Source organism: Thalassospira sp. (genome assembly GCF_030690045.1).
GTDB lineage: Bacteria > Pseudomonadota > Alphaproteobacteria > Rhodospirillales > Thalassospiraceae > Thalassospira.
Map to the genome: position 1 here is coordinate 152,463 of NZ_JAUYHK010000020.1, position 18,806 is coordinate 171,268.

Consider the following 18,806-nt stretch of genomic DNA (forward strand, 5'->3'; position numbering starts at 1 on the left):
CCAGCTTGGTTATCAACGCGAAGGGAGTTGATAATACCAGAAACTGTGTCCGTGACCCATATGAATATTGATGCATAATGGATCAGAGACGTTAAAGAAGATCGGAGGAAACGAATGCGGATCGGAATACTGACCAGCGGCGGAGATTGTGCCGGGCTGAATGCAGCGATTTTGGCGGTCGTGCGCCGGGCGGTGCTGGGTTATGGCTGGGACGTGGTGGGCATCCGTCAGGGGACGCATGGTTTGATGCAGGACCCGCCTGCGGTGATCCCGCTGAATGATTATGTCAATAATGATGGCATGTTGCGGCTGGGCGGCACGATTCTGGGCACGATCAACAAGGGTGACCCGTTTCATTATCCGATGCCCGATGGCAGTTTTGACGATGTTTCGGACAAGGTGATTGCCGGTTACAGGGCGCTGGGTCTGGATGCGTTGATCGGGGTGGGCGGCGATGGCAGCATGGCGATCCTGCATCGTCTGGCGCAGCAGGGTGGGCTTAATCTGGTCGGGATTCCCAAAACCATCGATAATGATCTGGCCCAGACCGAATATTCGGTCGGCTTTACCACAGCGGCGAATGTCGCGGTCGAGGCACTGGACCGGTTGCAGCCCACGGCGGCCTCGCATGACCGGATCATGATCCTTGAGGTTATGGGGCGCGATGCCGGGCATATTGCCCTGTTTGCCGGGCTGGCAGGCGGGGCCGATGCGATTTTGATGCCGGAAATGGATTACAGCATTGATGATCTGGCTGAACATTGCCTTAACATCCGCAAACGCGGACGCCACCACGCGCTGGTGATTGTCGCCGAGGCGGTCCGCACCGATACCGGTGAACCGGTATATCAGGGCGCGGATGACCAAAAGGCCCGTTATGGCGGGATCGGTCACTGGTTGGCGGACAAGTTGGGCGAACGCACCGGCTGGGAAACGCGGGTGACGGTTTTGGGTCATGTGCAGCGGGGCGGCATTCCATCGCCACGTGACCGGGTGATTGCCACGGCGTTTGGCGTTCATGCGGTGGATTTGATCGCACAGGGCAAATTTGACCGTGTGGTGGCATGGTCGCAACGCAAGGTGATTGATGTGGCGATGACCGATGTGATTACCGGGCCGCGCCTTGTCGATACCGATGATGCGATGGTTTCAACGGCAATTGGCATGGGGGCCTATCTGGGCCATCCGCCAAAACACAAAAGAACGGCGGCCACGGTCTGAGTCCAGACCGGAAAACTGCCGGAAACAATGGCAGGATGGGAATGAACGCGCAAAATGTCTGGAATTTTACCGTCAGTCTGTACGGACGCGAAGGGGTGGCGCCGCTGTGCTTGGACCTTCAGGAACGATGCGGACTGGATGTGAATATGGTGTTGTTTTTGCTGTGTCTGGGGCAACAGGGACAGGCCCCGCACAGCATCGCCGCCCTTGAAAACGCCGTGCGCGACTGGCGGGAAAAGGTGATTGTGCCGTTGCGGGCCACCCGGCGTTATTTGCGGGGAAACCCGGCACCCGATATTGAGAAATTGCGCGAACGGATCAAACAGGATGAACTGGCCGCCGAAAAAATCGAACAGAAATTACTGTGCGCGGCGGTCGAAGCCGTTCCGGCCAATGATCCGTTTGCCGCCGCCCATGCCTATGTGTCGCCGACCCGGTTTAACCTGACGCAAAAGGAATGCGACCATGCACTTGCCATTTTGTGCCAGCAGGTTATTGCCATGCAAGGCACGGCCCCGATGGCCCCGGCGGATGCGGGGTTATAAAATGCGCGGACACCCCGGACCGGGGCATCCGCGCATCGCAGGGTCAGACCAGTTCGGCCAGCGCCGACGGGTCAAAGTTTTTAAGTTCGCTTTGATTGCCGGTCTGTATTTTCGCCACCCAGCGCGGGTCGCTGATCAGGGCGCGGCCCACCGCGATCAGGTCGAATTCGTCGCGGTCCATGCGTTCGACCAGTTTGTCGATACCGGCAACCGATGATCCTTCGCCGCCAAAGGCGCCGATGAAATCGCTGGAAAGCCCGACCGATCCGACCGATATGGTTGCCGCCCCGGTCAGTTTTTTGGCCCATCCGGCAAAATTCAGCCCGTTTTCACCATCAATTTCGGGGAATTCCGGTTCCCAGAAACGGCGTTGCGAACAATGGAAAATATCCACACCGGCCTCTTTGAGGGGGAGCAGCCATTCGGCCATTTCATCGGGGGTTTCGGCCAGACGGGCAGCGAAATCCTGTTGTTTCCATTGGCTGATCCGCAGCAAAACCGGATAATCCGGGCCGACGGCAGTACGGATAGCGGCAATGACTTCGGCGGCAAAACGCGACCGTTCCTTCAGCGTCGCGCCGCCGTAATTATCGGTGCGAAGATTGGTTTGCTGCCAGAAAAACTGGTCGATCAGATAACCATGTGCGGCATGGATTTCCAGAACGTCAAAGCCAAGCCGTTTGGCATCACTTGCGGCCCTGGCATAGGCGGCGATGGTGTCGGCGATGTCTTCGTCGCGCATGGGGGTGCCATTGGGATCATTGGGGCCATTCAGGCCGGACGGGCTGTCCACCGGGCCGGGCGCAACCCAGCCGGAATGGCTGCGTGCGGCACCGACATGCCAGATTTGCGGACCCATTTTGCCGCCTGCGGCATGGACTTCTTCAATGACTTTCTGCCAGCCGCGCAGGGCGTCTGTGCCATGAAAGAACGGAATATTGCCTTCGTTCCGGGCGGCAGGACGGTCGATCACTGTGCCTTCGGACAGGATCAGGCCAACCTCGCCTTCGGCGCGCTTGCGGTAATAGGCGGCATTGGCATCGCCCGGAATGCCTTCGGGTGCGAATTGCCGGGTCATCGGGGCCATGACGATCCGGTTTTTCAACGTCAGGGATTTTAACTGAAACGGGCGAAACAACGAGGCTGCATTGGACATATATCGATACTCCGTGAAATGATTTGTTGAGATAGAGGTATCTGATATATACTAGATGTCAATAAGGTACTTTATCGTACCCAGGTATCGTTGAGGAAACCGCCATGAACGAAGACTGTTTGAAATTCGCCGATAGCTGTCCCGCCCGCCCGATTTTCGACCAGATTTCCGACAAATGGTCGATGATGGTTCTGGCGGTGCTGGATAACGGGCCGCTGCGTTTTAATGAAATCCGGCGGCGTCTTGAAGGGGTGACACAAAAATCCCTGACGCATTGTTTGCGCCGTCTTGAACGTAACGGGTTGGTCGAACGCCGGGTGGTGCCGATATCGCCGGTGCGTGTCGAATATGAAATCACCGGGCTGGGCCGGACATTGCAACCGGCGTTGGAAGCCCTGTATGGCTGGATCATCAGCCATATGCCCGAAGTGCGTCAGGCGCAGGATATGTTTGATCGTCGCATCGCGGAACCGGTGGCATTGCCCGCCCCCTAATCCGCCTTGCGGGGCTTGCCGGTGACCGGGATGTGGTGGGGGGCTGTTTCATCGCCCCAGCGTGCCGTTTCGGGCAGATCAATATCAAACAGATCCAGAACCCGGCCGCAGCTTTGCGTGACCATTTCGTCCAGACTGGCGGGGCGGGCATAGAAGGCCGGAACGGGCGGGGCGATGATTGCGCCGCATTCGGTGGCGGCCAGCATGTTTTTCAAATGCCCGGCATGCAGTGGCGTTTCGCGGACCATCATCACCAGACGACGGCGTTCCTTGAGGATCACATCGGCCGCCCGCGCAATCAGATTATCGGCGACTCCGCTTGCCACCTCGGCCAGGGACTTCATCGAACAGGGGGCGATCACCATGCCGCGGGACCGGAACGACCCCGACGCAATCGATGCGCCGATGTCGCTATTGTCATGCACAATGTCCGCCATATCCTTGATTTCACGGATTTTGAAGTCCGTTTCATAGGCGATTGTGCGTTCGGCGGCACGCGACAGGATCAAATGGGTCTCGGTCGGGGTGTTTTGCAGCAACTGAAGAAACCGGATGCCATAAATCACCCCGGATGCACCGGTTATGCCAATGATAAGTCGATCCTTTTGGGACATTTTGTGTTTGTTCCGCGACAAAATTTACAAGAAATCTGCATCGAAAGACTGGCAATCACGTTACAGAATTACTACCATCCTATTGTGGGCCAGTAGAAGAGGAGTAGGCGAATGAGTGTTCAATCCCATATCGAAGCTCTGACTGCCAAGCACGCTGCACTAGAGCAGGAACTCCACCTCGAACAACGCCGTCCGGCGCCTGACATATCACGTTTGCATGACATTAAACGTCGAAAACTTGAAATCAAGGACGAGATCACCCGAATGGACCATTGACGACCGATCTTCTGCGGCAAACTGTCGTTTGATCCCGGTTGCAGGTCCTGTTGATCTGCCTTTTTCGGGATATCACCGGTTTGCCTGATACGTGTTTTCTGCTACCGCCTCCGGTTATGCCCACACCGCGAGGCGGTAATTTTATCCTGCCTTTGAAATCTGTATTTCCGGTACGGACAAGGATCTCCCCCCGATCAATTTTGAATGCGTGTAAAGATCAGGAGTTGCGCCCTACCAATGTCTAAAAGGCGGGATGGATTTAAATCGGTATTATAATGCCGATTTAACGTTTGGGGCATTAACAGCCCCGGCGTCACCAACAGCAGACAAAGCGGCACCCCACAAAGCCGCAAAGAGGAAGGGTTCAAATGACGGGTCGTTATCAGGATATCTATGCCCGGTCGATCAATGACAGGGAAGGCTTTTGGGCCGAGGCGGCAGAAAGTCTTGTCTGGTATCAAAAATGGGACCGGGTGCTTGATGACAGCAAGGCGCCTTTTTACCGCTGGTTCGCCGGGGGGATGGTCAATACCTGTTACAATGCGCTGGACCGTCATGTCGAGGCGGGGCGCGGCGAGCAGGCGGCCCTGATTTATGACAGCCCGGTCACCGATACGGTTCAGACCTTTACCTATCGTCAAATGCGCGACGATGTTGCCCGCCTTGCCGGGGCCTTGCAGGCGCAGGGTGTGGGCAAGGGCGACCGGGTGATCATTTATATGCCGATGATCCCGCAGGCCGCCCAGGCGATGCTGGCCTGTGCGCGGATCGGGGCCATTCATTCGGTGGTGTTTGGCGGCTTTGCCGCCCATGAATTGGCGACCCGCCTGAATGATGCCAAACCGGTTGCCATCCTGACCGCCAGTTGCGGGATCGAAGGATCGCGGGTCATTGCCTACAAGCCGCTTCTGGATCGGGCGATTGAACAGGCCAGCCACAAACCGCAAAAGGTTCTGGTGTTTCAACGCCCGCAGGCGACGGCATCCCTGATCGACGGACGTGATCTGGACTGGCAGGCGGCATGTGAGGGCGCCCAACCGGCGGAATGTGTGCCGGTGGCGGCGACCGACCCGCTTTATATTCTGTATACATCGGGGACCACCGGGCAGCCCAAGGGGGTGGTGCGCGATAATGGCGGCCATATGGTGGCGCTGAACTGGTCGATGAAGAATATTTACGGTGTGGGTATTGGTGATGTGTATTGGGCGGCATCAGATGTTGGTTGGGTTGTCGGGCATTCCTATATTGTCTATGCGCCGTTGCTGGCAGGTTGCACCACGGTTCTGTATGAAGGCAAACCGGTTGGCACCCCGGATGCCGGGGCGTTTTGGCGGGTGATTTCGCAACATCGTGTGAAGGTGCTGTTTACCGCCCCCACCGCGTTCCGCGCCATCAAGCGCGATGATCCCGACGCCAGATTGATGCAGGATTATGATCTGTCCTGTTTCGAGGCCCTGTATCTGGCCGGGGAACGATCCGACCCCGATACCTTGCAATGGGCGGAAAAACATCTGGCGGTGCCGGTGATTGATCATTGGTGGCAAACCGAAACCGGCTGGTCGATTTGTGCCAATCCGCGCGGCATTGAATTATTGCCGGTCAAATATGGCTCGCCCACGGTGGCGGCCTGTGGCTGGGACGTGCGGGTGGTGGATGAAGGCGGCAAGGAAGTCGGGGCGGGCAAGATCGGGGCGCTGGTCGTCAAATTGCCATTGCCGCCCGCGGCCCTGCCGACATTGTGGCAGAATGACGAGCGGTTCAAATCATCCTATCTGGCGGAATATCCGGGCTATTACGCCACCGGCGATGCCGGGTTCATTGACGAGGATGGTTATATTTATGTGATGTCGCGTACCGATGACATCATCAATGTCGCCGGGCATCGCCTGTCAACCGGGGCGATGGAAGAAGTTTTGTCGGGGCATCCCGATGTGGCGGAATGCGCGGTGATTGGTGTGCATGATGATTTGAAAGGGCAATTGCCGCTGGGATTTCTGGTGTTGAAATCGGGTGTTGATCGCGATGGTGACGAGATCGTGCGCGAAGTGGTGGCGATGGTCCGCGATCAGATCGGCCCGGTGGCGGCATTCAAACAGGCGACCATTGTCGATCGTTTACCCAAAACCCGGTCGGGCAAGATTTTGCGCAAAACCATGCGATCCATCGCCGATGGCGAAGCCTGGAACCCGCCAGCCACCATCGACGATCCGGCGATTTTGCCGGAAATCGCCGAGGCGCTGCGCGATATCGGATATGCCAAACCGGTGTAATTCAATATCGGCCTGATATCAGCCGTCCATTGCCGCCAGGGCGATGGGCGGTTTTTCTGTTCCCAGCCCGCGTTGCATCAGCACAGAATCCAGCCATGTCCCGAATTTGAAACCGACATGACGCAGGGTGCCGACCGGCTCGAACCCGAATTTGCGGTGCAGGGCGAGGGAGGCGGCATTGTTGCTGTCGCCAATCGCGGCAATCATTTGCCGCCACGGGCCAGCTTCGCATCGCGCGATCAGGGATTCCATCAACAAACTGCCAATACCGTTTCCCGCCATGCCGTCGGCAATATAGACCGAATTTTCCAGCGTATGCCGATAGCCTGACCGGGGCCGATAAAGCGCGGCATAACAATATCCGACGATATCCCCCCGATATTCGGCCACCAGCCACGGCAGGTCCTTATCAAGGATGGCGGCATGGCGGTTTGCCATTTCGGCGATGTCGGGCGCGGTTTCCTCGAACGAGGCGGTGCCCGATTGCACATGATGGGCATAAATGGCGGTAATTTTGGGCATATCGTCGGGACGGGCATCGCGCAGGAGGATGGCAGTGGCAAGGGAGGGGCTGATATGGGTCATGATAAGGTGGTCTCGCTGGGGTCAATCTGTTGGCATGACAATAGAGGGTGATTTGGTATAAATGAAAGATTGTTTTGTTATGCCAATCATAAGGAAAAATTTGGTATGCGTGGGCTTAATCCCGATCAGCTTCATGCCTTTGCCGATGTGATTGAACTGGGCAGTTTTTCCGCCGCGGCTGTGCGCCAGAATCTGAGCCAGCCCGCAATCAGCCAGCAAATCCGGCAACTTGAAGCCCGTCTGGGTGTGCGTCTGATTGAGCGGGTCGGCAAACGCGCCATGCCGACACGGGCCGGGCAGGAATTATTGACCCATATCGGGCGGATTGATCAGGCGATGAACGATGCCCTTGCGGCGGTGGCCGGACATGCCGACGGGATGACGGGCATGGTGCGGATCGGCACCGGGGCGACGGCCTGTATCTATTTGTTGCCCAAGGTTCTGGACGCCTTGCAACGGCGGTTTCCGAATATCGAAATTGTCGTGAAAACCGGCAATACGGTGGATATCCTGAAACTGATTGAAGAAAACAGTCTGGATATCGGGCTGGTGACACAACCGGTCACGGGGCGGTGTTTTGACACCATTCCGATTCTGGAGGATGCCTTTGTCGCGATTGCCGCAACCAAAAACGGATTGCCCGATATTGTCCCGCCGACATTTTTTGCCGATGTGCCGCTGGTCTTGTATGAACGGGGCGCACATACCCGCAAGATCGTCGATGGCTGGTTACAGCAGGCCGGAGTGGCGACCCGCAGCATCATGGAACTGGGCAGTGTCGAGGCGATCAAGGAACTGGTCGGGGCCGGTTTGGGAGCGTCCATTTTACCGGGGATGGGGGTTTTGCCGGGGCGGACACAATTGCCGTTGATCGTCCGGCCCCTGACCCCGTCGCTGGGCCGTCAACTGGCCCTGGTGATGCGGCGGGACAAGAAACTGACCGCAGGCCTGCGCGAGGTGCGCGATGGCATCATGCAAGCCGCCACCGATCAATCTTCATCGGGCACATAAAGGGTCGGGAATTCCGCCCCCGGTTCGGGGACATGCAGGGTGGCCGATGATTTTTCAATCAAACGGGCAATGGCATCGGGCGGCGGGCAGTCGGTGAAAAAGGCGGTGACTTGCGCAATATTGCCACCGCGCACCACGGCGTTGCGGCCAAATTTGGTATGATCGGCCACCAGAAAACTTTGCCGGGAATTGCCCAGAATCGCCGACCGTGCGCGGACTTCCTGTTCGTCAAAATCCAGAAGACTGCCATCCGGATCAATGCCACCGACGCCAAAGATACCGTAATCGACCTTGTAGCTGTTGAAAAAGGCCTCGACCTCGGGCCCCAGAACATCACGATCCCGGTTGCGCAATCGCCCGCCAATCAGGGTGACATCAAAACTGTCATTGGTGGCGGCGACATAGGCGACATTCAGATTGTTGGTGAAAATCCGCAAATTGCGATGCTGCAACAAGGCGCTTGCGACCAGTTCCGGCGTTGTGCCAATCGAGAAAAACAGGGATGCGCCATCGGGGATCATGCGGGCAACAAGGGCGGCAATTTTGCGTTTTTCATTGACATGCAACACCTTGCGGGCGCGATAGGCGATGTTTTCATGTTCAAGGGCCGGTTCGACCCCGCCATGACGGCGACGTAACAATCCCTCGTCGCACAGGGCATTGACATCACGGCGGATGGTTTGGGCGGTGACCTGAAAACGCTCGGCAAGGTCTTCGATGGTGCGGAAACCGTCGGCACGGACCATTTCAACGATGCTGGCCTGACGTTCAGTGGGGCGTTTTTGCATGAAACCGTTTTCTTTTCTGGCGCTATGATTTGCGTATGAATGTAAATCCTGCGCATTTCAATAGTGTGACGGTTTCACGGCATTCATATGAAACAACGCCGACCCGCAATTGTTCATCTGTCAAACAATAAGGGCCACCCGAAGGCAGCCCTTATCCAATGTTTTAACTGCGGAACAAATTCTCGGCAGCGGCCTTGTAATCCTGGGGCCGGTTGGCTTCCTTGCCCTTGCCGGGCAGGTCGGGTTCCGGCGTGATCTGCAATTCTTCGGGCAGCGGATCGGGCTCAAGATCGCGAACCACTTTTTCGGGGTTCTTGTTGCGGGCGATCACCACCTGCTTTTCCAGATCCAGTTCGATGCACAGCCCCATGGTGACGGGGTTACGCGGGGTCAGGTTGCTGGAATTCCAGTGGCTGCGATCGCGGATCTTGCCAATGGTGTCCTTGGTGGTGCCAATCAGTTTGCAAATCTGCGCATCCGACAATTCCGGATGGTGTTTCAGCAACCATGCAATCGCATTCGGGCGATCCTGACGTTTCGATACCGGGGTATAGCGGGCACCCTTGGCCTGCGCACGCGGGCGTGGCAGGTCGCTTTTTGCCATTTTCAAAAGCTGACGCGGGTCGGCTTCGCAGCGGGCGATTTCTTCGCGGGTCAACTGGCTATTGGCAATCGGGTCTGCACCGACAATACCCTGACTGACATCGCCGTCGGCAATCGCCTGAATTTCAAGCTCGTGCAGTTCGGTAAAGGCGGCAATTTGCCGGAAAGACAAGCCGGTATTGTCGATAAGCCAGACGGCAGTTGCCTTTGGCATGAGGGGCTGAGCCATAATTCCTCCTGTTTCATTCAAATTCTGGAGACCGACGATGGGTTCAACGCCCCAAAAACGCGGGAATATCTGCCCCAGAATATAATCTGTTTTGGTATTCCGGCAACGCCGCAAGGCAACCACGGGTCGGCGCTGCGCGTGACCGGAAATGCCACAGCGTTCTTTTGGGTCAATGCGCGCGCAAAAGCAACATTCTGTTCACTCTGAAACCCAAGAATATTTATTTCAGGGCCGAATTACCCCTGTTTTCGTGATTTGACCGGGTTAATTACCCGTTTTCCAGCACCACTTTTCCAATATGGTGACCGTCGCGCAAAATTTCATGGGCCTTTTGTGCTTTGGACAGGGGCAGGGTCTGATAAATCACCGGTTTGATTTTGCCCTGCGCGATCAGTGGCCAGACATGTTGTTTCAGGGATATGGCAATTTCACTTTTGCGGGCGACGGGCTGCGCGCGCAGGGTGGATCCCATCAGGGTGAGGCGTTTCAGCAACAGGGGTGTGAAATTGGTTTCCGCCTTGGGGCCGTTTAAAAAGGCAATGATCAGAATCCGGCCTTCAAAGGCCGCACATTTGAAATTGCGCCCGACATAATCCCCTGCCACCATATCAAGGATGACATTGGCCCCCTTGCCATCGGTCAGGTCCATCACCCGTGCCACAAAATCTTCGGTGCGGTAATGGATGACGGCATCCGCGCCCAGATCACGACAGGCGCGGGCCTTTTCATCGGTGCCAACCGTGGTGATCACATGTGCGCCAAAGGCCTTTGCCATTTGAATGGCGGTGGTGCCGATCCCCGATGATCCACCGTGGATCAAAACCGTTTCCCCGGCCTGAAGCCGACCTTTTTCAAACAGATTATGCCAGACGGTAAAAAAGGTTTCGGGCAGCGATGCGGCCTCGACCATTGAAAATCCATCGGGCACCGGCAGGCATTGCCCGGCAGGCACCACGGCATATTGCGCATACCCGCCGCCAGTTACCAGCGCACAGACTTTATCGCCCACCTGCGAGTCGGTAACATCCGGGGCGCAGGCGACAATTTCCCCGGCCAGTTCCAGCCCCGGAATGTCGGACGCACCGGGGGGTGGTGGATACATGCCCGCCACCTGCATCAGATCGGGGCGGTTCACCCCGGCGGCCTTGATGCGGATCAGAACACAGCCATCGGTCAGAACCGGCATATCGGCTTCGCCCATGATCAGAACCGGTGTTTCGCCGGTTTTATCGATGACGATGGCCTGCATTTTTGCGGAGGCTGTTGAACCGGGCATTGTTTTCTCCATGGCGATTGGGTGATTTGCTCCCTATCTGATCCGGATAGACATCAACCCTGACACAATCAGGGTTGCCGGATCAAGAAGACGACAGGAGGTATAAAATGGATGAAGCTGATATTTTCCCGCAAGACCCCGGTATGTCGGGCATTGGATTACCCCGCAATCTTGATGATTTGTCGGTCGTTGCCCTGAAGGAATACAAGACCGCCCTTGAAAATGAAATCGCAAGGGTGGATGGGATGCTGGAAAAACGCGATGGTGTTATCAAAGGGGCCGAGGCGCTGTTTCGATCCTGATATCGTCAAAAAGAAGCATGTTCTTTTTGGATAAAAATAATCAACACAAAAAACTCTGGGTTAATTGAAATTTAAACTTCATGTCCTATATCTGAATCATGGGTCAAATCCTGACCTCTTGTCGAACATGATATTTCGATGCCTCCCTGTTAAACTTGCCGCCCGTCTTTCGGGCGGTTTCTTTTATGTGCCGTTTGGAATACGTACTAATACGTAGTGTCACATTTCTGCCATTTAGGGCCTTGACCCCCTGTGGAACGGGCTATAGTGTCTCAAAAAAACAAAGATAGTCCGGCAAGTTTAGCAGGTTGAGGCAGAGACCGTCCTTTGGGACGGTCTCTCTGTTTTTGAGCCATGCTGCTGTCGTTTGTTGCCTTGACGCCATTCGATATCCTCCCAATATAAGGGAAATGGCAGGTAAATATCCCCCTCTTGGTCCTGAACGCCGCTATGACAGCAATTTTGCTATTGTGCCGTTTTCCCGGACATATGACGAGGCTTTCACCCTTTTGGTTGAAGCCCGAAATTATCTGACATGGAGCCTAAAAAACGACCGTCGGAACCTGAATGGCGGGTTGCGTCTGGTCCAGTTCCGCGAAGAAATGCGCATGACAACCCGGTTGATCCGGGCGATGGCGTGGCTGTTGTCGGTCCGCGCGGTGGATGCGGGGGAAATCGGCTGGGACGAGGCGGTTGATATCGACGATCTGATGGTTGATTTGAAAATCTGCATCGAAGATCGACGGGATGAATGCGTCATGACACCCCCGGCCTTGCTTGACCTGATGGAACGCGCGCAGTCGCTTTATATGCGGGTTGCCCGAATGGAATTACAGGTCGCCGCCCGTAGCGCGCCATAAACAGGTGTTTTGGTGGGGCAGGCCGGATTTTAGCGGGATGTGGCGGCAAAAACCTCTACCGGGTTGGCAAAGCCTTTCATGGCTTTGGTCCCGCGTGAGGTAAAGGCCGCCCGGCTTCCGGCATAGGTATCGCGCACGGCGGACGATACCAGAACCTCATCGGCCCCGGCGGCGGCACAGACACGGGCGGCAAGCTGCACAACCGTACCAAACAGGTCATTTTCCTCGGTAATTGCTTCTCCGGCATTGATGCCGATGCGCACCTTGAATACCAGATCGCCGCGCTGATTGTGGGCGGCCATGTTTTTCTGGATTTCAAGGGCGGCCTCAACCGCACTGGCCGATGACGGAAAGACCGCCATGATGCCATCGCCCATATGTTTGACTTCCTTACCGTAATTGTTCAGCAAGGCGGTGCGGACGATATTGTTATGGGCATGCACCATCTTTTGTGCCCCCATATCGCCGAGTTCCTGGGTCATCTGGGTGGAATTGACGATGTCGGTGAACATCAGGGCATGCAGCTTTTTCCCGGCGGGGGCGGCACCGGCTGCTGCGGGCTGTGCGCTCCACTGGCTAATGGCCTGCGAAACCGATGTTGTGATGCTGGTCTCGTCTTTCATATAGCTGTCCATCGAGGACCGGCCCGCGCCATACATGTCCTTGTATTTCGGTTCCAGCAGATACTGATCGACATTTTTGCAGAATGTATCGGCCATGCTGCCATTGGCGCCAAGGGCGGCAATGCAGTCTTTCAGGATGATGCGGCCATCCTGCATCGGCAGGGCGTTTTTTTCGCTGCACGCATCACAGGCCCCGGCCACATACAGATTGATCCCGAATTTGTGGTAGGCATCCATGCTGGGAATATTGCGCCGGATCGTTTCGATCGAACCAGTGATGAAGGATTTCATGACTTGCCGTGTGGCATGCAGGGCAGGCGTATCGGGCACCGGCGCGATTTCAGGGGCGGCAGTATCAGTATCGGCGCTGTCTTCGACCGGGGTACTTTCGGACGTTTCGTCGGCATCCGCCGTATCGGTGGCACTGTCGGGAATGCCGCGGTTCCCCGGCATGGATCTGCGGGTGGGCCTGCCGGTGGTCCGGGCTGTTGATGTGGTTCGGGCACGCGACGCCACATTATTGCCCCCAGAATTTTTTGGGCCCCGTATTTTGCGGGTGACAGACATCAACATCGGCACTGCACTGGCAAGGAAACCGACGATAAAGGCGATGAAATTCGCCTTGTCGTAAAAACCCTGACTTATGGCGATGCCGACACCGGGCAGATATTCCAGCAGGCGTGCCGCGCCCAGCATGGCGACAAGACCAATGCCAAGGGCGGCACAAAAAATCAGAACGACTTTCAGGATCAGGCCAACAAAACCGGTTTCGCCCGATTGTGCGGCGGGTTTGTGGCGCACGCGCTCAATCACCGGCATGTCATCAAGGCTGTCGGCCTGCGGTTCCGGTGTTTTGGCGGCCGGACGGTTATCGTTGCCCGATTTTACCTTTGGCTGGGCGACGGCCTCGGTTTTTTTGCCTGAACCGCGGGTCTGATAGATAATATAGTCTTCGGAACGGTTCGAATCGTTGTGATAAACTTCGCGGATGACCTTGACGGCCTGCACATGGGACATGCGCTCAAGAGTCAATGCTTCTTCTTCTGCGGCCTTTTTTTGCGCAGAATTATAGTGGGCGTGGATGACCCACTTCCCCGAACGGTCTTTAATATAGACCTCATAGCTGACCTGCTTGCGCGCGATCACCTGGTTCATCGTTCTGATCCGGTCTTCCTGACGAGCAGGGGTTTCCCCCGAAAAGGCAACATTCTTCGTCCCTGCGCCAATTATGGCAAGAAAAACACATTCTGACCACCCAAGAACTCCCGACCTATACAACCGTAGCGGTTTGGGCGGGCGCGAGGGTACAAAAGAAAAACGCCCGCAGCGTCAAAACGCAACGGACGTAAATCCCACAGACTGTCAAAATGACAGAATCTGTTTTAGTTGTTCCCGATATTGAAACCGGCAAAACGCTTCTTGAACTTGGCAAGCTGCCCACCGCTGTCAAGCAGACGGTGTACACCGGTCCAGGCCGGATGGCTCTTCGGATCGATGTCAAGTTTCATCAAGTCGCCCTGTTTACCCCAGGTCGATTTGGTGCTGAAGGTGGTGCCGTCCGTCATCTGAACGGTAATTTCATGATATTCGGGATGGATATCTTTTTTCATCGCCTGCCACTCCGGAATTTGAAGGGCGGTGTATAGGGGAAAAAAAGCAACTGCGCAAGCCCTGTGATGGAAATAGTGCAAACCGGGATGTCGCGCTATTTTCACCCCCATTCCCTATGATGTGTACTTGCACCCCTGTCTTTATATAGTATGGTGCCGCAGCATGAATAAAAGATCGTTTTTAAGGGGGGCGTGATCAGCCCCTGTGACAGACGGAGTCAGACTGTGGCCTTTGATGAAACCGAATTTCACCGCCTCGCAGACGAGACCATCGAAACGGTTTCGGATCGTCTCGACGATCTTTTGGGCGATACGCTTGATGTCGATCTGCAATCGGGCATCCTGTCGCTTGAACTCGATTCGGGGGAACAGTTTGTGATCAACAAGCACAGCCCCAACCGGCAAATCTGGATGTCTTCGCCGGTCAGCGGTGCCAGCCATTATGATTATGACGAAGACACCGAAAGCTGGCGCTCGACCCGCGGGGCAACCACCCTGCATGAACAATTGTCTGCCGATCTGTCGGTCAAGACCGGTCAGAAGATCGTTCTCGACTAGGCCGGACGGGGCAGGCATTCAGGCTGACATAACTGGAACATAACCTTGGCTTTCAATCCCCGGACTTCATCCCGCCCGATAGATCGCGAAACCAGCCGGGATTTCTCGTCGCTGCGGGCAATCCTGCCGTTTGTCAAACCCTATCGCCTGCATGTCGCGGGTGCGATGGCCGCCCTTGTGGTGGCATCGGGGACGGTGCTTGCGCTGGGCAATGGCCTGCGCATGCTGGTGGATCGCGGTTTTGTCAGTGGCAATACCGGTTTGCTTGATCAGGCGCTGTTTGTCCTGTTTGCCGTCACGGTGTTGCTGGCCGGGGCCAGTTATTGCCGGTTTTTTCTGGTCTCGTGGATCGGGGAGCGGGTGGTGGCGGATATTCGCAGTGCGGTCTACGCCCATATCATCCGCCTTGATGCCGGTTTTTTTGAAGTCACCCGCACCGGCGAGGTTTTATCGCGTCTGACCACCGATACAACCTTGTTGCAGGTCGTGATCGGGTCTTCGGTATCGATTGCGCTGCGGAATGCCCTGATGTTTGTCGGCGGCCTGACCATGCTGGCAATTACCAGCCCGAAACTGACGGCGCTGGTTTTGCTGGTGGTGCCGCTGGTGGTGGCCCCGATCATTATCTATGGCCGCAAGGTCCGCCGCCTGTCGCGTGATACCCAGGATCGCATTGCCGATGTCAGTGCGTTTTCCGAAGAATCAATCAATGCCCTGCGCACCGTACAGGCCTTTACCCACGAAAAAATCGAAAGCGACCGATTTGGCGGGTTTGTCGAACAGGCCTTTCGCACCTCGGTGTCGCGCATTGCGGCGCGGGCGTTGCTCACCGCGATTGTCATTGTTCTGGTCTTTGGGGCGGTGGGCACGATCCTGTGGATTGGCGGCCATGATGTGCTGGATGGGAAAATCAGTGCCGGTGAATTGTCGGCCTTTGTTTTTTATGCCGTTGTGGTTGCCGGATCGGTGGGCGCCATCAGCGAGGTGATTGGCGATCTGCAACGTGCGGCCGGGGCGGCCGAACGGCTGATGGCCCTGCTGGCGACCCAACCGGCGATTGCCGCACCGGCCCATCCGGTGAAAATGCCCGAACCCCATCAGGGCAATGTGTCTTTTGATAATGTGACTTTCCATTATCCGGCCCGCCCGGATCAATCCGCCCTGACCGGCTTTTCGCTGGATGTGAAGGCGGGAGAGACGGTGGCGCTGGTCGGGCCATCGGGGGCGGGTAAAACCACGGTTTTCCAGTTGCTGCTGCGATTTTATGATCCGTCGGCGGGAAAGATTTTGCTCGATGGTGTCGATATCCGTCAGGCCGACCCGGTGGATGTGCGCGCCCGCATCGGGCTGGTGGCGCAGGACCCGGTGATTTTCGCCGCCAATGCCTGGGACAATATCCGCTATGGCCGCCCCGATGCCAGCAATGACGAAGTGCGTGCGGCGGCCGATGCGGCCTATGCCTCGGAATTTCTGGATCGTCTGCCTGATGGCTTTGACAGTTTCCTTGGCGAGAAGGGCGTGCGGCTTTCGGGCGGGCAGCGTCAGCGCATTGCGATTGCCCGCGCCATCCTGCGCAATCCGTCGGTGCTGTTGCTGGACGAAGCGACCAGTGCGCTGGATGCCGAAAGCGAACAGGTGGTGCAAAAGGCACTTGAAACCATCATGGCGCAGCGCACGACACTGGTTATTGCGCACCGGCTGTCAACGGTTCAGCATGCCGACCGCATTGCCGTGATCGAGGATGGCCGTCTGGTTGCCGTTGGAACCCATCAGGAATTGCTGGATGGCAATCCGCTTTATGGCCGGTTGGCCCGCCTGCAATTCCAACGCGACGCCGCCTGAAAGATAAAAGCAAAGCCCCGTCCGGAATGCCGGGCGGGGCTCTTGTCTGGCTGTCGGATGATCGCCCGTTTTATTGGGCGCTGGCAACCCGGCGATTCTCCAGCGACAATTCGGCATATTGCTGGCGCAGCCCTTCGGCTTCGGCCTGAAAACTTTTCAATTCCTTGCCGGTCAGGGTCTTGCCGCTGGGCATTTTGACGTTGATCGGGTTGACCTGCCTGTTGTTCTGCAAAATTTCAAAATGAAGATGCGGTCCGGTCGAGGCACCGGTGGTGCCGACATAACCAATCACATCGCCCTGTTTGACCCGCGCCCCCTGACGCAATCCCTTGGCGAATCCCTTCATATGGGCATAGGCGGTATCATAGGAATCCGTGTGGCGCAGACGGATATAATTGCCATAACCACCATTGCGACCAATTTGCTGAACAGTGCCATTGCCTGCGGCAAAAATCGGAGTGCCGGGCGGGGCGGCAAAATCAACCCCCTGATGCATTTTGGTATAGCCCAGAATCGGATGTTTGCGTTTGCCAAATCCCGATGACAGGCGCGCACCGTTGATCGGGGTCCGCATCAGGGCGCGGCGATACGATTCGCCCTTTTCATTGTAATAACCGGTTTCGCCCGTGCTGTCGGTATAGGAATAAAGCCGGACTTTCTGCCCGCTCAGGGTCATGCTGGCATACAGAACGCCGCCGTGGCGCACAAGGTCGCCCTTGTCGTTCTGCAAGGCTTCATACATGACCTCGAAACTGTCGCCGGGCTGAATGTCGCGCTGAAAATCGACTTCATAGGAATAGATATTGATCAAATCCATCAGAACTGAAATCGGCATGCCGGTCTTTTCGGCCGCCAGAAACAGGCTTTGGTCAATGGTGCCTGCGGAAATGGATCGTGCGGCGGTTAATTCAATTTTGTCGGCGCTGGCTTCAAAGCCGGTTTCCGTTCGGGATACCGAAACAATGGTTTCCGGGTCGGGCTGGAACCGCAGGGCGTCAAGCAAATCAGAATCACCGGCAGATTCGCTGGCATAAACCAGGTCGAATTCCTGACCCGCCCGGAGCTTGCGCGGATTATAGACATCCCGCAACGCTTCAATCGCTTGAAAGGCAATGGAACGATCCAGCCCGGCATTGGTGAGGGCCACCATCAGATTGGACCCCTTTTCAAGGGTGACCGTTTCAAGTCGGGGTTCAAGTTCTTCGGGGCCAATGGCGCGGGCGGTTTCAGACGGGGTGCCGGAGGGGGGAAGCCCGGTTTCTGCCGCATGGGCAGACAGGGCACTGTCATGGGGATTTGAAGTATTTTCAGAAAAGACAAAACCAATTGTTCCGCCAAGGACGGCCGCAATCGCGGCAATCGATACCATCTGTCTTCCGGCCATGGTGGCAGAACTCCCCTGTCTCATCAAAAAATACAGTGTACCCAATGAGTTGCTCTTGATGGCAACATCAGTACCAACCTTATACAAAAAAGACTCACAAAAGTTAACCGCCAAATGCGTTGACGCCAGAACCCTTGCTTCGCCCCATAGTGCAGGCAAGAAGTTTACGAACGATTGAAGCCCGATTGGCGACGCCCTTTTTTCTTGCGCCCGTCAAATGCCAAGCCACCATGGCAATATAAAGGCACGGTCGGCATTTTTATCGACACATATATATAATACTCTGCTGCACCGGATGGATGGTCAAACCAGTATTCCGGCTCTTGAATTCCGGAAAGCCGCCCGGAAAATCACCCTTTCGATTTTTTTGCGATTTATGTCGTTTTTTTTACGAAAAGGGTTTGACAGTTTGGGGATGGGGACCTATAACCCGCCTCCACCGACGGGGTGCGGCGCAGGGAACTGCGGTGTTGACGTTGGTGCGGGGCTTCGGTCCTTGGAAGATTTTGATTAGTTCTTTGACATTGTAGATCAGAAGGAAGGGATGCGCGGGCGGCGC

The 18,806-nt window shown here is 56.2% G+C and carries 19 protein-coding genes; 10 read left to right on the forward strand and 9 right to left on the reverse strand.

Annotation, left to right across the window (positions count from 1 at the left end):
* Nucleotides 1-114 precede the first annotated feature (114 nt).
* Entirely contained in the window at nucleotides 115-1,221 is a 1,107-nt protein-coding gene (locus tag Q8O73_RS17265; protein WP_305559440.1) for an ATP-dependent 6-phosphofructokinase, read from the forward strand.
* A 41-nt stretch (nucleotides 1,222-1,262) separates the two neighbouring features.
* Entirely contained in the window at nucleotides 1,263-1,766 is a 504-nt protein-coding gene (locus Q8O73_RS17270; protein WP_305559441.1) for a TIGR02444 family protein, read from the forward strand.
* Nucleotides 1,767-1,809: 43 nt separating this feature from the next.
* Here the strand turns inward: Q8O73_RS17270 and Q8O73_RS17275 are convergent, their stop codons facing one another.
* Entirely contained in the window at nucleotides 1,810-2,922 is a 1,113-nt protein-coding gene (locus tag Q8O73_RS17275) for an NADH:flavin oxidoreductase (protein WP_305559442.1), read from the reverse strand.
* Nucleotides 2,923-3,026: 104 nt separating this feature from the next.
* Here Q8O73_RS17275 and Q8O73_RS17280 point away from each other — a divergent pair, with 104 nt between their 5' ends.
* Nucleotides 3,027-3,416: a helix-turn-helix domain-containing protein gene (locus tag Q8O73_RS17280; RefSeq protein ID WP_305559443.1), complete on the forward strand. Its 390-nt coding sequence runs from the start codon at nucleotides 3,027-3,029 to the stop codon at nucleotides 3,414-3,416.
* Here the strand turns inward: Q8O73_RS17280 and Q8O73_RS17285 are convergent.
* On the reverse strand, nucleotides 3,413-4,030 hold the full coding sequence (locus Q8O73_RS17285; protein ID WP_305559444.1) for a UbiX family flavin prenyltransferase: 618 nt from the start codon (nucleotides 4,028-4,030) through the stop codon (nucleotides 3,413-3,415). The genes Q8O73_RS17280 and Q8O73_RS17285 overlap by 4 nt on opposite strands.
* Nucleotides 4,031-4,141: 111 nt before the next feature.
* Here Q8O73_RS17285 and Q8O73_RS17290 point away from each other — a divergent pair, with 111 nt between their 5' ends.
* Nucleotides 4,142-4,306 carry a YdcH family protein gene (locus Q8O73_RS17290; RefSeq protein ID WP_305559445.1) on the forward strand — a complete coding sequence of 55 codons (165 nt, stop codon included), beginning with the start codon at nucleotides 4,142-4,144 and terminating at the stop codon, nucleotides 4,304-4,306.
* A gap of 368 nt (nucleotides 4,307-4,674) precedes the next feature.
* Entirely contained in the window at nucleotides 4,675-6,576 is a 1,902-nt protein-coding gene (locus tag Q8O73_RS17295) for a propionyl-CoA synthetase (protein WP_305559446.1), read from the forward strand.
* 18 nt (nucleotides 6,577-6,594) lie between these two features.
* Here Q8O73_RS17295 and Q8O73_RS17300 read toward each other — a convergent pair whose 3' ends face one another.
* Complete coding sequence (locus Q8O73_RS17300; RefSeq protein ID WP_305559447.1) at nucleotides 6,595-7,161, reverse strand: GNAT family N-acetyltransferase; 567 nt, start codon at nucleotides 7,159-7,161, stop codon at nucleotides 6,595-6,597.
* Between the two features lie 105 nt (nucleotides 7,162-7,266).
* On the opposite strand from Q8O73_RS17300, the gene Q8O73_RS17305 reads away from it, so the two are divergent.
* The gene (locus tag Q8O73_RS17305) at nucleotides 7,267-8,172 is read left to right on the forward strand and encodes a LysR family transcriptional regulator (RefSeq protein ID WP_305559448.1); all 906 of its coding nucleotides are present in this window, start codon (nucleotides 7,267-7,269) and stop codon (nucleotides 8,170-8,172) included.
* Here Q8O73_RS17305 and Q8O73_RS17310 read toward each other — a convergent pair.
* The 3 genes from Q8O73_RS17310 to Q8O73_RS17320 form a co-directional block, all read right to left on the reverse strand.
* Complete coding sequence (locus Q8O73_RS17310; protein ID WP_305559449.1) at nucleotides 8,151-8,960, reverse strand: DeoR/GlpR family DNA-binding transcription regulator; 810 nt, start codon at nucleotides 8,958-8,960, stop codon at nucleotides 8,151-8,153. The two genes, Q8O73_RS17305 and Q8O73_RS17310, sit on opposite strands and share 22 nt — an antisense overlap.
* Nucleotides 8,961-9,123: 163 nt before the next feature.
* On the reverse strand, nucleotides 9,124-9,792 hold the full coding sequence (locus Q8O73_RS17315) for a DUF1013 domain-containing protein (RefSeq protein ID WP_305559450.1): 669 nt from the start codon (nucleotides 9,790-9,792) through the stop codon (nucleotides 9,124-9,126).
* A gap of 268 nt (nucleotides 9,793-10,060) precedes the next feature.
* Nucleotides 10,061-11,068, reverse strand: a complete 1,008-nt coding sequence (locus Q8O73_RS17320) for an NAD(P)H-quinone oxidoreductase (protein WP_305559451.1) — start codon at nucleotides 11,066-11,068, stop codon at nucleotides 10,061-10,063.
* A 107-nt stretch (nucleotides 11,069-11,175) separates the two neighbouring features.
* Here Q8O73_RS17320 and Q8O73_RS17325 point away from each other — a divergent pair, with 107 nt between their 5' ends.
* Nucleotides 11,176-11,370 (forward strand): DUF1192 domain-containing protein, encoded by a 195-nt coding sequence (locus tag Q8O73_RS17325; protein WP_305559452.1) that lies wholly within the window; start codon nucleotides 11,176-11,178, stop codon nucleotides 11,368-11,370.
* Nucleotides 11,371-11,780: 410 nt separating this feature from the next.
* Nucleotides 11,781-12,230, forward strand: coding sequence for a DUF1465 family protein (locus tag Q8O73_RS17330; protein ID WP_305559453.1), 450 nt, complete (start codon nucleotides 11,781-11,783; stop codon nucleotides 12,228-12,230).
* A gap of 29 nt (nucleotides 12,231-12,259) precedes the next feature.
* On the opposite strand, the gene Q8O73_RS17335 is transcribed toward Q8O73_RS17330, so the two are convergent.
* Nucleotides 12,260-14,008, reverse strand: coding sequence for an adenylate/guanylate cyclase domain-containing protein (locus Q8O73_RS17335; RefSeq protein ID WP_305559454.1), 1,749 nt, complete (start codon nucleotides 14,006-14,008; stop codon nucleotides 12,260-12,262).
* Between the two features lie 227 nt (nucleotides 14,009-14,235).
* Nucleotides 14,236-14,463: a 50S ribosomal protein L31 gene (gene rpmE, locus Q8O73_RS17340; RefSeq protein WP_305559455.1), complete on the reverse strand. Its 228-nt coding sequence runs from the start codon at nucleotides 14,461-14,463 to the stop codon at nucleotides 14,236-14,238.
* 225 nt (nucleotides 14,464-14,688) lie between these two features.
* Here rpmE and cyaY point away from each other — a divergent pair, with 225 nt between their 5' ends.
* Nucleotides 14,689-15,021, forward strand: coding sequence for an iron donor protein CyaY (gene cyaY / locus Q8O73_RS17345; RefSeq protein WP_305559456.1), 333 nt, complete (start codon nucleotides 14,689-14,691; stop codon nucleotides 15,019-15,021).
* 45 nt (nucleotides 15,022-15,066) lie between these two features.
* Entirely contained in the window at nucleotides 15,067-16,863 is a 1,797-nt protein-coding gene (locus tag Q8O73_RS17350; RefSeq protein WP_305559457.1) for an ABC transporter transmembrane domain-containing protein, read from the forward strand.
* 70 nt (nucleotides 16,864-16,933) lie between these two features.
* Here Q8O73_RS17350 and Q8O73_RS17355 read toward each other — a convergent pair whose 3' ends face one another.
* Nucleotides 16,934-18,247: a M23 family metallopeptidase gene (locus Q8O73_RS17355; protein ID WP_305559458.1), complete on the reverse strand. Its 1,314-nt coding sequence runs from the start codon at nucleotides 18,245-18,247 to the stop codon at nucleotides 16,934-16,936.
* Between the last annotated feature and the right edge of the window lie 559 nt (nucleotides 18,248-18,806).

Excerpts from the sequence above, each read along its gene's own strand:
- Q8O73_RS17270 (WP_305559441.1), top strand. The coding sequence starts at position 1,263 with ATGAACGCGCAAAATGTCTGGAATTTTACCGTCAGTCTGTACGGACGC.
- Q8O73_RS17325 (WP_305559452.1), top strand. The coding sequence starts at position 11,176 with ATGGATGAAGCTGATATTTTCCCGCAAGACCCCGGTATGTCGGGCATT.
- Q8O73_RS17320 (WP_305559451.1), bottom strand. The coding sequence starts at position 11,068 with ATGCCCGGTTCAACAGCCTCCGCAAAAATGCAGGCCATCGTCATCGAT.
- Q8O73_RS17285 (WP_305559444.1), bottom strand. The coding sequence starts at position 4,030 with ATGTCCCAAAAGGATCGACTTATCATTGGCATAACCGGTGCATCCGGG.
- Q8O73_RS17305 (WP_305559448.1), top strand. The coding sequence starts at position 7,267 with ATGCGTGGGCTTAATCCCGATCAGCTTCATGCCTTTGCCGATGTGATT.
- Q8O73_RS17310 (WP_305559449.1), bottom strand. The coding sequence starts at position 8,960 with ATGCAAAAACGCCCCACTGAACGTCAGGCCAGCATCGTTGAAATGGTC.
- Q8O73_RS17315 (WP_305559450.1), bottom strand. The coding sequence starts at position 9,792 with ATGGCTCAGCCCCTCATGCCAAAGGCAACTGCCGTCTGGCTTATCGAC.
- Q8O73_RS17335 (WP_305559454.1), bottom strand. The coding sequence starts at position 14,008 with ATGAACCAGGTGATCGCGCGCAAGCAGGTCAGCTATGAGGTCTATATT.
- Q8O73_RS17275 (WP_305559442.1), bottom strand. The coding sequence starts at position 2,922 with ATGTCCAATGCAGCCTCGTTGTTTCGCCCGTTTCAGTTAAAATCCCTG.
- Q8O73_RS17280 (WP_305559443.1), top strand. The coding sequence starts at position 3,027 with ATGAACGAAGACTGTTTGAAATTCGCCGATAGCTGTCCCGCCCGCCCG.
- Q8O73_RS17330 (WP_305559453.1), top strand. The coding sequence starts at position 11,781 with ATGGCAGGTAAATATCCCCCTCTTGGTCCTGAACGCCGCTATGACAGC.
- Q8O73_RS17290 (WP_305559445.1), top strand. The coding sequence starts at position 4,142 with ATGAGTGTTCAATCCCATATCGAAGCTCTGACTGCCAAGCACGCTGCA.
- Q8O73_RS17265 (WP_305559440.1), top strand. The coding sequence starts at position 115 with ATGCGGATCGGAATACTGACCAGCGGCGGAGATTGTGCCGGGCTGAAT.
- Q8O73_RS17295 (WP_305559446.1), top strand. The coding sequence starts at position 4,675 with ATGACGGGTCGTTATCAGGATATCTATGCCCGGTCGATCAATGACAGG.
- Q8O73_RS17355 (WP_305559458.1), bottom strand. The coding sequence starts at position 18,247 with ATGGCCGGAAGACAGATGGTATCGATTGCCGCGATTGCGGCCGTCCTT.
- rpmE (WP_305559455.1), bottom strand. The coding sequence starts at position 14,463 with ATGAAAAAAGATATCCATCCCGAATATCATGAAATTACCGTTCAGATG.
- Q8O73_RS17300 (WP_305559447.1), bottom strand. The coding sequence starts at position 7,161 with ATGACCCATATCAGCCCCTCCCTTGCCACTGCCATCCTCCTGCGCGAT.